Source organism: Pseudoalteromonas piscicida, from assembly GCF_002744175.1.
Taxonomy (GTDB): Bacteria; Pseudomonadota; Gammaproteobacteria; order Enterobacterales; family Alteromonadaceae; genus Pseudoalteromonas; species Pseudoalteromonas piscicida_B.
The window spans coordinates 91,741-102,283 of sequence record NZ_NKHF01000041.1; the positions used below are offsets into that span (position 1 = coordinate 91,741).

The window sequence follows — 10,543 nt, forward strand, 5'->3', positions numbered from 1 at the left end:
TGAGTCAACGAGAGCGTCTATGCATTGTCCATTCTGTTCAGCCAAAGATACCAAAGTGATCGATTCACGTTTGGTTGCTTCCGGCCATCAAGTTCGCCGCCGTCGTGAGTGTATTCTATGCCACGAACGTTTTACTACCTTCGAAGGCGCTGAGCTTTTGATGCCGCGTGTTATAAAACAAGATGGCACTAGAGAGCCTTTTAATGAGGATAAGCTCTTAAATGGCATGCACCGAGCACTAGAAAAACGCCCTGTTAGCACTGAACAAATTGAAGAAGTTGTACATCAAATTAAATCGCAAATTCGTGGCACCGGTGAGCGAGAAGTCTCCAGCGACATGATCGGCGAGTGCATCATGGAAGCGCTCAAAAAGCTTGATAAAGTTGCTTATGTCCGCTTTGCCTCGGTATATCGCTCTTTCGAGGATATTCGTGAGTTTGGTGAAGAAATAGCGAGGCTGGGGGATTGAGCTTGTTCACAAAACAAGACCACGATTACATGAGCCATGCTATTGCACTTGCAAAGCGTGGTATGTACACCACTACACCGAATCCAAATGTTGGTTGTGTGATTGTAAAAGACGGTGAAATAGTCGGTGAGGGCGCACATTTAAAAGCGGGTGAAGGCCACGCTGAGGTACATGCGCTTAAGCAAGCTGGGGAAAAAGCGGCGGGCGCAACAGCTTATGTTACCCTTGAGCCATGCAGTCATTACGGACGAACCCCGCCTTGTGCTAAAGGTTTGATTGACGCAGGTGTGACTAAAGTAATAGCAGCGATGGTTGATCCAAATCCACAGGTCGCTGGACGTGGGTTAGCCATGTTAGAAGCTGCAGGTATCGAAACCGCATTTGGTTTACTTGCACAACAAGCAAAGGCCTTAAATAAAGGGTTTTTGAAGCGAATGGAGCATGATGTGCCATTCGTCACCTGTAAACTTGCGGCGTCATTAGATGGCAAAACCGCATTAAACAATGGGGAAAGTAAGTGGATCACTTCAGCCGCTGCGCGGTTGGATGTTCAGCGCCATCGAGCACAAAGCTGCGTGGTATTGACTGGAGCAGATACCGTCATTGCTGACAATGCAAGACTTAATGTGCGAGAAGAATTTTTAGAGCATACTGATTATCCGCAACCTCAACTGCGCCAGCCCGTGCGTGCCGTAATTGACTCACAAAACCGCCTTACGCCCGATCTTGCATTGTTTAACATTGAAGCACCGGTGATTATTTTTCGCCGTACTATTGATAATTCTAAGCAATGGCCTCATTTCGTAGAACAAATTGTCGTGCCTGAAGCTCATGGTAAGCTGGATTTGCACGCCGTTTTGAGCAAACTGGCAGAGAAGCAATATAACCAAGTTTGGCTAGAAGCAGGCGCCACACTTGCAGGTGTGATGCATGAGCTTGGGTTAATCGATGAATATATTGTGTATTTAGCACCTAAAATTATTGGTGCTGGGCGAGGGTTATTTAACACCACTGCGCTTAGCACTATGTCGCAGATACCAGAATTAATATTTGACGATATCAGCCAGGTGGGACCTGACCTTAAAATAACCGCGACCAAAGAGAAGTAACATGTTTACAGGTATTATCGAAGCTACGGGAACACTGACGGAATTGCAGCTACAAGGCGGTGATTTAATTGTGCGTGTAACCACTTCGTCTCTCGATATGAGTGACGTACAACTTGGCGATAGTATTGCAACCAACGGCGTATGTCTTACCGTGACTGAAAAGTTTAGTGATGGGTTTCGCGCCGATGTTTCAAACGAAACGCTAAGCTTAACGCGGTTTGCAGAGTATAAAAAAGGGCAGAAAGTAAACCTTGAAAAAGCGCTGCAGCCCATTTCTAGGTTAGGTGGTCACCTCGTTTCAGGTCACGTAGATGGCATCGCAGAGGTGGTAGAGATAAACCCCAATGCCAGAGCTACCGACTATTGGTTATCTGCGCCGCCATCACTGATGAAATATATTCCTTACAAGGGCTCTGTTGCAGTAGATGGTATCAGTTTGACGGTGAATGCCGTTGAACAAAATCGATTTAAATTGACCATTGTGCCGCATACGGCGCAAGAAACGACAGTTGCAGGTTTTCATGTCGGGTCAAAACTAAACCTAGAGGTTGACCAAATCGCCCGCTACCTCGAAAGATTAATTCAGGGTGAGTCAAGCGCTGCCAGCGAATCCACTCTCACAACGAGTCTGTTGGCGAAAGCTGGCTTTATAAAGTAGCCACAGACAAAGTAAAAATGGGAAAACTATGAGTTTAAATAGTGCTGAGGAAATCATCGCCGATATTAAAGCCGGTAAAATGGTAATTTTGATGGACGATGAAGACCGAGAAAATGAAGGTGATCTGATCATTGCGGCAGAGCACATTACACCAGACGCAATTAATTTCATGGCAACGTATGGTCGCGGATTAATCTGCCTGACCATGACGCAAGAGCGCTGCGAACAGTTGAACTTACCTTTGATGGTAAAAGCCAACGGTGCCCAGTTCTCTACCAACTTTACTTTGTCAATTGAGGCCGCAAAGGGCGTAACCACAGGTATTTCTGCGGCAGATCGCGCTCGTACTGTGCAAGCTGCGGTAGCTAAAGGCGCTGTTCCTGAAGATATCGTGCAACCAGGCCATATCTTTCCAATCATGGCACAGCCAGGTGGTGTACTTACTCGTGCAGGCCATACCGAGGCTGGATGTGACTTAGCTAGGTTAGCAGGACTTGAGCCTGCGTCTGTGATTGTTGAAATTCTTAATCCAGATGGCACGATGGCACGTCGCCCACAACTTGAAGTCTTTGCAAAAGAGCACGACATTAAAATTGGCACCATTGCTGACTTAATCGAATATCGTAACTTAAACGAAACCACCATAGAGAAAGTTGCTGAGTGTAGATTGCCAACTGAGTTTGGTGAATTTAATTTGGTTACCTACAAAGACACCATAGATAACCAGTTGCACTATGCGATGGTGAAAGGTGAGATCAAAACTGAAGAAGCGAATTTAGTACGCGTACATTTGCAAAGTACGTTTAACGACATTTTGCATTCTGACCGCAGTGCTGACAGAAGCTGGACACTGCAAAGCGCAATGAAACACATTGCGGATAATGACGGCGTATTGGTGATTCTGGGTAAACAAGAACACAGCGAAGAAATGGAAGCGCTGGTAAAAGCGTTTGCCGCAGAAGATGCTGGAGAGCAAGTTAATTACCGTAAATTCCAAGGCACCTCCCGTACAGTGGGAGTCGGATCGCAAATATTGGCCGACTTAGGCATCCAAAAAATGCGTTTAATGAGTTTACCGAAAAAATACCACGCACTATCTGGCTTCCATCTAGAAGTTGTTGAATACGTCGAACCAAAATAATTCCAAAATGCCAAATTGATCGCAATCGCCTATAGTCAGATAGTAGGCGATTGCCACAATACTGTGCTATCATGCGCCTCAATTTGGCAATTGCTCATACAGATTAGGAACATCTAATGAAAGTAATCGAAGGTAATAAATACGCTCCTGGCAAAAAATTTGCCATTGTCATTTCACGTTTTAACGATTTTATCGGTAGCAGCCTATTAGAAGGTGCTGTAGATGAACTTAAACGTACCGGTGGTGTTAGCGATGACGATATCACTGTAGTGTATGTACCTGGAGCGGTTGAACTACCACTTGCAGCGAAACGCGTTGCAATGAAAAAAGAGCACGACGCAATTATTGCGTTAGGTGTGATTATTCGTGGTGGTACACCACACTTCGATTTGGTCGCTAACGAGTCTAACAAAGGCTTGGCTAGCGTTTCATTAGATTATGACATTCCAGTAGCTTTTGGTGTATTAACCACTGAAAGCATTGAGCAAGCCATCGAGCGCGCGGGCACTAAAATGGGTAACAAAGGGGGAGAAGCCGCCCTTGGAGCTCTGGAAATGGTGAACGTGTTAGAGCAAATTTAAGAGGAATCTCAGTGAAACCAGCAGCTAGACGCAAAGCACGTGTACTTGCTTTACAAGCTATTTATTCTTGGCAGCTAAGTGGCAACCCAATTGCCGATATCGAGCAGCAAATGCTGATCGAAAATGACGTAACAAAAGTGGATGTTGAGTACTTTAAAGACTTGGCTCGTGGCGTTGTGGTAAATCAGAAACAGCTTGATGAAGCCGTTCGCCCACACTTAGCTCGTCCACTTGAAGAGCTGGATATGGTTGAGTTAGCTGTGCTACGAGTTAGCGCTTATGAGCTTAAGTTCCGCGAAGATGTGCCATATAAAGTGGCCATCAATGAAGGTATTGAGTTGGCGAAAATGTTTGGCGCAGAAGAAAGCCACAAATTCGTCAACGGCGTGCTAGACAAAGCGGTTAAGTTTATTCGTAAGTAAACTTTACTATAGGAATAGCCGGCCTAGGCCGGCTTTTTTGTGTATGAAAGAATTTGAGCTAATCAATCACTATTTCAAAGGTCGTGGGATCATTCGCAGAGACGTTGAGCTCGGAATAGGCGACGACTGTGCCTTAGTGTCTGTCCCTGAAGGTAATCAACTGGCGGTGACCACCGACACCTTGGTTGCTGGTGTACATTTTTTTGAAGATATTCCACCACGAGCACTTGGACACCGTGTTATTGCAGTTAACTTAAGCGACTTAGCAGCAATGGGGGCAGAACCTGCTTGGGTTTCCCTAGGTCTAACGCTTCCAAATGCGGACATGCAATGGCTTGAAGCATTCACTGAAGGCATGCATGAAATTGCAGAGTACTACAACGTTCAAGTTATTGGCGGCGATACGACACAAGGGCCGCTGACTATCACTGTGTGTGCTAAAGGGATTGTGCCGGCTGGAAAAGCTTTAAAGCGCTCAAGTGCACGAGTGGGTGATTGGATCTATGTAACAGGCCCCCTTGGTGATGCTGGGCTAGCAATTGAAGCTAGAAAACGTGATTTACAACTGGAGCCTCAGCACTACAAAGCCGCATTGGAAAAGTTTCACTTTCCGGCGCCTCGCGTTGCCGCAGGTCAAGTGCTTCGAGGTCTTGCTACCTCAGCTATCGACATCTCAGACGGCTTATTGGCGGATCTAAAACATATTTTACACAGCTCGCATGTGGGAGCAAAAATCCACGCTGACAAAGTACCGATGTCGAATGCACTGCGCTCGAGCCTTGATGAAGACGCTCGGATGCAATTAGCACTTGGCTTTGGTGATGACTACGAGCTGTTATTCACAGTGAATGATAATAATAAAAATGCTGTGGAGACTCGATTAAAGCAATACGGTGTTGAACCCGTGTGTATTGGTCAAATTACGGCGAATAATGGTGACATTCAATTGCTCAATCAAGGGCTGCCTTACCAGTTAACAGGTCAAGGGTTTGAACATTTTAGCTAGGAGTGAATTTGGCTAAGCAGTACAATTTTAATTTAAAAAAGCCGCATCAGTTCTTTGCGCTTGGGTTTGGTTTGGGGCTGGCAAAAAAGGCGCCCGGCACCGTAGGGACGTTTGCAGCACTTCCGTTTATTTTTCTGACTCAAGGCACGCCCATCTGGTTGCAGTGTTTGTTGGCAATGATAATGACGCTGTTTGGTATTTGGGTTTGTGGGAAAACCGCGGATGATGTAAATGTTCACGACCATCCTGCAATTGTATGGGATGAAGTGGCTGGTTTTTATATTACGATGATAGGCGCGGCAATTAGTTGGCAGTCGCTACTTGTTGGGTTTATTTTGTTTCGCTTTTTCGATATTTTAAAGCCTGGGCCAATTAAGTGGTTAGATAAGCGTTTGCATGGCGGCTCTGGTATTATGCTCGATGATGTATTGGCGGGTATTTTTTCGTTAATTTGCGTGCAAGCTTTGTTTAAAACTGGCATGTTAATCTAACTATATTGATGTGATGGAATCGAGATGATAAGGCTATTGTTTTTCATGTTCACTTTGCTGCTGTCTTTTACCAGCGTAGCGGCAATAGATGACTATGTAGTGAAACAGTGGAATATCCAAAGTGGATTACCGTCACAAAGTGTGAAAAGTGTCGTCCAAGATAATCAAGGTTATATTTGGCTCGGCACTCAGTTTGGTCTGAGTCGTTTTGACGGCCATCAGTTCCAAAACTTTAATACCCAGAATACCGAATTTTTAAGCAGCAATGCCATCAACAAGTTGGCTGTCGACCGCTTTGGCATGCTATGGGTTGGTACTCGCCGAGGATTGCTGCGACTTAACCCCAAAACCTTAGAAGCAAGGCGCTTTGACTTGCAAGGGCCAGTTAGAGATATTTTACAAGACGAAGACGGTGGTATCTGGATTGCTGCTAACGGGCTTTATTATGTTTCGGCGAAAAAGCTGATGCTGGCTGCAAATAACATTGAGCAAAGTAACCTCGATGTGACACAAATAAATCAGATCGTTGGTTCAGTGACCAAAATGGCCTTAGTGCCAGATGGTATTTGGTTAGTCAATGAACGTCACCTTCTTAAAATTAGTGAATCAAGTAATCGCAATGGCGACGGCGTGAGGCTGGAACTGGCAAGCAAAGTTTCTTTACCTGAGCAGCTCGCACAAACCATTATTCATGATTTGGCTTGGGTAGACGGTAAACTCTTTTTGGCGTCTGAGCTGGGGGCTTACTTTTTAGATTTTGATGAAGTACTGCGTCGGTATCAGGAAGTTGGCAATAATGCCGTTTATAAATTTCTGAATGACAAAGAGGGTGGCCTTTGGGTATCTACCTATGGTCGACTACTGTATCGCCAAAGTAACGGCATTTGGCAGGCGGTTGAGCCGATCCAGCTAGACCAAAGTATTTGGTTTGCGGATATTTTTATGGACAAAGATAGCAACATTTGGCTTGCCAGCCTAAACGAAGGCTTGTGGCTCGCACACTCAGGCAAAGTAGAGCGTCATCATATTGGACTGAGAACAAACCAAGCTATTTCTGCCATAACGCAAGATTCATCAGGCCAAATATGGGTGGCTAGTCGTGAGGGGCTGGGGATAATTGGCCTAAATGACAGTTATCAACCTATTCTTACCAGCGCTCAACTAAATCGCTCGGTGATCCATGATTTGGAGTTTATTGGTGAAAAGCTCATTCTGGGGACAGATCGCGGGGCACTTGTCTATGAAAATGGCACTTTAGAAAAAATAAATGAGCGCGAGTTACGCCAGAACCCAGTCTTCTCTTTAAGCCCTTCAAATCGAGGCGGAATGTGGTTTGGTACTGGCCGAGGCTTATACCGCTTAGACTACAAAGGGATCACGCCTTTTGCTTATAATGCTTTTCTTGGTAGTCAGTTTGTTACTTTTATAGAAGACTTTCCGAGATATGGGTTTATTGGAACCAATAAGGGCGCGTATCGTTACAACGAAAAAGGTATTGAAAAGATAGGCTCCCAAACCTCGCTCGATTCAGCCTATATCACAAGTATTCTTCATCTAGACACAGTAACGACGTTAGTTGGTTCGTTAAATGACGGGCTGTTTTATCGTACCTCTGAGGGCGATTGGTATCAGTTAGATGCATCTAATGGCTTGCCTTATGGCTCTATCTTTTCGTTGCACTTCGATAAGGTCAACAAGCTGATTTGGGTAAGTACCATGAAAGGGGTATATCGCATGCCCGTAGCTCAATTTGAGCAGGCGATTGAGAGCTTACAAGTTGAACAGGTGATCAGTCCTTTTGACCGCCAGCTTGATGGTAGACCAAGCCAGTGCTGCTCGGGATTAGGCCATGACGCTGTCATCGAAACTGAGTCTGCTATTTTCTATCCAAGCTTACAAGGGGTCGTTGAGATCCCTAAAAATGTGCAACTTTTTGGGGGCGGCGATTTACTGCCTCGACTTGAATCACTCTCAACCCATAACCGTATATTTAGTGCGGATTCGCTAAATCAAATGATCGAGCTTAATACCTCTGAGCGTGATTTAACAATAAACTATACTGCAATTGATTTTTACGCACCTCAAAGCATCGAGTTTAGATATAAGTTAAAAGGCCATGATACACAATGGCGCGATGCTCAAACACGTAGAGAAGCGATTTATACCAACTTACCGCCAGGCAGTTTTACTTTTATTCTTGAAACTAAGCGGCAAGGACAAGATTGGGAGCAAGCAAAGACGCTACAATTGCCTGTGACTTTGCCACGCCGCTTTGATGAAACCATTTATTTTAGGTTGTTTATTACCTGCGCCTTTATTTTTATGTTCTATCTCATTTTTTGGGTGTTTAGAGCACAAGAAAGGCGAAAACAAGCCGCGTTAGAAGACTTAATTGCTGAGCGTACCACTGAGCTTAGAAAAGCCAACGAAAAGCTGAATCAAGTTAATACCCAGCTTAAGTTAGTCAGTCATTCAGATGAGTTGACCGGCTTGCGAAGCCGTCGCTTCCTGTTCGATCAACTCCCTAAAGATGTCGAGCATTACCAGCGCAACGCACAATCATTACAGGCCCAGAATAAGAGCCTAGTATTAATGATCATGAATATCGACGATTTTAGTAAAATCAACGATTCTTACGGGCCAATTGGCGGTGATAGCTGCCTACAACAAATAGCCACATTGTTGAATACTCGAACGCAAGGCTCTGACTATGTAGTTAGGTGGAGCGGCGATGAGTTTTTGTTATTACTGCGTGATTTTAGTCGAGATGATATAGAAAGTTATGTCAGTGACTTATGTAAAGCCATTGCAGAAACGGACTACCGCCTGCCAAATGGCAAAACAACCAAATTGACCGTCTCGATGGGCTGGTCTTATTACCCGTTACCACTGCTAGGTGGTAAGGTGATTGGCTGGGAATCATCGGTGAATTTGGCTGATATTGCGCTACATCAAGTGAAGCAACGCGGAGGTGATGGTGCTGCTACGATTATCTTCGATGATCAGCTAGATGCCTTTGAGTTTGAACAAAGCGCGAACATAGAGTCGCAACTTCAGTTATTGCAAAGCAATGGACTTGCTGAAGTGAATGTATGGATGAGGTAATCGCTTGGTGTTAACACGTTTAAATTTAGTAGCTCTTATCTGATCTTACGGCTTAGGAGAATTAGTTTAAAACTCACCTGCCAAGCAGCTATGAACGTTCAAGGGACGGTCAAGCTAACTCATTTTTGGACAAAAACATTTTAGGCCTTCGGCTGTATTAGACGAATTTCGCATAAAAATTTCTATGGGCTAACGCCCGCAGAAGACGCGCCGTATTTTGGCGTCGCTCTTGCTGCGATTGTTATATGGTTTATTATTCAGGTCTAAGTGTCTCAAAAAACTGCGCATCCACCCAATATACATCGGAATCTTCTGAGCTAATCTTTCTATTAAAGAAAAAATATTTTCCGTCTGGCGATACGACTCCTCCAGTGTCCGGACCTTCTGTGTTTATCTTATCCCCTAAGTTAATGGCGGCCCCCCATGAACCATCTCGCTGTCGAAAACTTATATACAAATCCGAATCGCCGTACCCGCCTTCTCGTTCGCTGTCCCAAATTAAATAACTTTCATCTGGGGCAATGAAGGGGTGAGCTGTCCATTTTCCTGCGTTGATTTCTTTGCCAAATGCTTTTGGTGCTTCCCTATTTCCATCTATCAATCTGGAATACCGAATGGTGCCAACCTCTGTTCGTTCATCAAAAACGTAGGTGCCATTAGCGGAAGCTGTAAGGACCATGATAGGGATGCCCTCAAACGGGGGACCAAGACTTTTTAACTCTGACCAACCTTTATCGGTGCGCTCCCTATACTTATTTCCAGAGTGCATCGTTTTACCATCAGGCGAGATAGATCCACCCATCCGGGGGCCCAATACTGTCTCGTGCCATTGATTATTCTCGAATTTAAAAACAAGCGTCGTACTTTTTCTACTTTTTTTATTGTTCCTAGTAAAATAATACTCTTTCATGTCGGGTGAGAAGCGCCCGGTCCAATCACGATGCTCTTTCGATACAATACCAGGGGCGAAAACTTCAGGAATTAAGCCAGGAGGATGTTGCCCAAGATAAGGGCCCTCTAACACTGAAAAGTCATCCTGAGCATGACTTCCACTACTCATTATCAACACAGGAAGTAGCAGAAATACGAAACGGTAATTAGATTTCATGATTTTTGTCCTTATTTTATAATCAGCAAATTATTTCACATCGATTAAATTTGATAAAATTAGCTGTCAAATTAACCAAACTGACTTTTAAATACTTGACGTCCTAATGACTTTTAAATGATTTTGTTCTGACGGCGATAATCAACTTATTGAGTTACATATAACGCCTTGCTCACCGGAAAATAGCAAGCGCAGCGAGAAATTTTTCCGAGTGCAGCAACTTGTTAACTCTCTTTTTCTAAAGTTGAGATAAGCTCTTCTTTGCTCAATTCAATCTCAGTTGCTTTTCCAGATTTGCTCGCTGATGGCTCTTCAGCAATATTTACTTCTATGTAATAGATTATTTTATTCCCGACATTTAGATATGGAAAACTATCAAGAGTATCAAGCCCAAGTCTGATTCTAGTTGTATTGGCTACAAAATTAACTAAGAACCCCTCACTAACATCGTAA

The 10,543-nt window shown here is 44.3% G+C and carries 11 protein-coding genes; 9 read left to right on the forward strand and 2 right to left on the reverse strand.

Translation table 11 applies throughout. The features are described from left to right. Window positions 1-19: 19 nt before the first annotated feature. From nrdR to CEX98_RS09580, 9 genes are all read left to right on the forward strand, one after another. Entirely contained in the window at window positions 20-469 is a 450-nt protein-coding gene (gene nrdR / locus CEX98_RS09540; RefSeq protein ID WP_099641850.1) for a transcriptional regulator NrdR, read from the forward strand. Next, window positions 466-1,578 carry a bifunctional diaminohydroxyphosphoribosylaminopyrimidine deaminase/5-amino-6-(5-phosphoribosylamino)uracil reductase RibD gene (ribD, locus tag CEX98_RS09545; RefSeq protein WP_099641840.1) on the forward strand — a complete coding sequence of 371 codons (1,113 nt, stop codon included), beginning with the start codon at window positions 466-468 and terminating at the stop codon, window positions 1,576-1,578. Before nrdR ends, ribD begins: the two co-directional genes overlap by 4 nt. A 1-nt stretch (window position 1,579) precedes the next feature. After that, window positions 1,580-2,236 (forward strand): riboflavin synthase, encoded by a 657-nt coding sequence (locus CEX98_RS09550; protein ID WP_099641841.1) that lies wholly within the window; start codon window positions 1,580-1,582, stop codon window positions 2,234-2,236. 28 nt (window positions 2,237-2,264) lie between these two features. Next, complete coding sequence (ribBA, locus tag CEX98_RS09555) at window positions 2,265-3,377, forward strand: bifunctional 3,4-dihydroxy-2-butanone-4-phosphate synthase/GTP cyclohydrolase II (protein ID WP_099641842.1); 1,113 nt, start codon at window positions 2,265-2,267, stop codon at window positions 3,375-3,377. A gap of 116 nt (window positions 3,378-3,493) precedes the next feature. Further along, the gene (ribH, locus tag CEX98_RS09560) at window positions 3,494-3,958 is read left to right on the forward strand and encodes a 6,7-dimethyl-8-ribityllumazine synthase (RefSeq protein ID WP_099641843.1); all 465 of its coding nucleotides are present in this window, start codon (window positions 3,494-3,496) and stop codon (window positions 3,956-3,958) included. Window positions 3,959-3,969: 11 nt separating this feature from the next. After that, a complete protein-coding gene (nusB, locus tag CEX98_RS09565) occupies window positions 3,970-4,380 on the forward strand; it encodes a transcription antitermination factor NusB (protein ID WP_099641844.1) in 411 nt (136 codons plus the stop codon). 43 nt (window positions 4,381-4,423) lie between these two features. Then, complete coding sequence (gene thiL, locus CEX98_RS09570; RefSeq protein WP_099641845.1) at window positions 4,424-5,386, forward strand: thiamine-phosphate kinase; 963 nt, start codon at window positions 4,424-4,426, stop codon at window positions 5,384-5,386. A gap of 8 nt (window positions 5,387-5,394) precedes the next feature. After that, entirely contained in the window at window positions 5,395-5,877 is a 483-nt protein-coding gene (locus CEX98_RS09575) for a phosphatidylglycerophosphatase A family protein (RefSeq protein ID WP_099641846.1), read from the forward strand. Window positions 5,878-5,901: 24 nt separating this feature from the next. Next, entirely contained in the window at window positions 5,902-8,982 is a 3,081-nt protein-coding gene (locus CEX98_RS09580; RefSeq protein ID WP_099641847.1) for a ligand-binding sensor domain-containing diguanylate cyclase, read from the forward strand. A 253-nt stretch (window positions 8,983-9,235) separates the two neighbouring features. On the opposite strand, the gene CEX98_RS09585 is transcribed toward CEX98_RS09580, so the two are convergent. Continuing rightward, window positions 9,236-10,090 carry a PD40 domain-containing protein gene (locus tag CEX98_RS09585; protein ID WP_099641848.1) on the reverse strand — a complete coding sequence of 285 codons (855 nt, stop codon included), beginning with the start codon at window positions 10,088-10,090 and terminating at the stop codon, window positions 9,236-9,238. A 224-nt stretch (window positions 10,091-10,314) separates the two neighbouring features. Further along, window positions 10,315-10,543, reverse strand: a 229-nt coding sequence (locus tag CEX98_RS22850) for a hypothetical protein (protein ID WP_197707200.1), incomplete at its 5' end; no start/stop codon positions are given.

Excerpts from the sequence above, each read along its gene's own strand:
- nrdR (WP_099641850.1), top strand. The coding sequence starts at position 20 with ATGCATTGTCCATTCTGTTCAGCCAAAGATACCAAAGTGATCGATTCA.
- CEX98_RS09550 (WP_099641841.1), top strand. The coding sequence starts at position 1,580 with ATGTTTACAGGTATTATCGAAGCTACGGGAACACTGACGGAATTGCAG.
- ribBA (WP_099641842.1), top strand. The coding sequence starts at position 2,265 with ATGAGTTTAAATAGTGCTGAGGAAATCATCGCCGATATTAAAGCCGGT.
- ribH (WP_099641843.1), top strand. The coding sequence starts at position 3,494 with ATGAAAGTAATCGAAGGTAATAAATACGCTCCTGGCAAAAAATTTGCC.
- thiL (WP_099641845.1), top strand. The coding sequence starts at position 4,424 with ATGAAAGAATTTGAGCTAATCAATCACTATTTCAAAGGTCGTGGGATC.
- CEX98_RS09580 (WP_099641847.1), top strand. The coding sequence starts at position 5,902 with ATGATAAGGCTATTGTTTTTCATGTTCACTTTGCTGCTGTCTTTTACC.
- CEX98_RS09585 (WP_099641848.1), bottom strand. The coding sequence starts at position 10,090 with ATGAAATCTAATTACCGTTTCGTATTTCTGCTACTTCCTGTGTTGATA.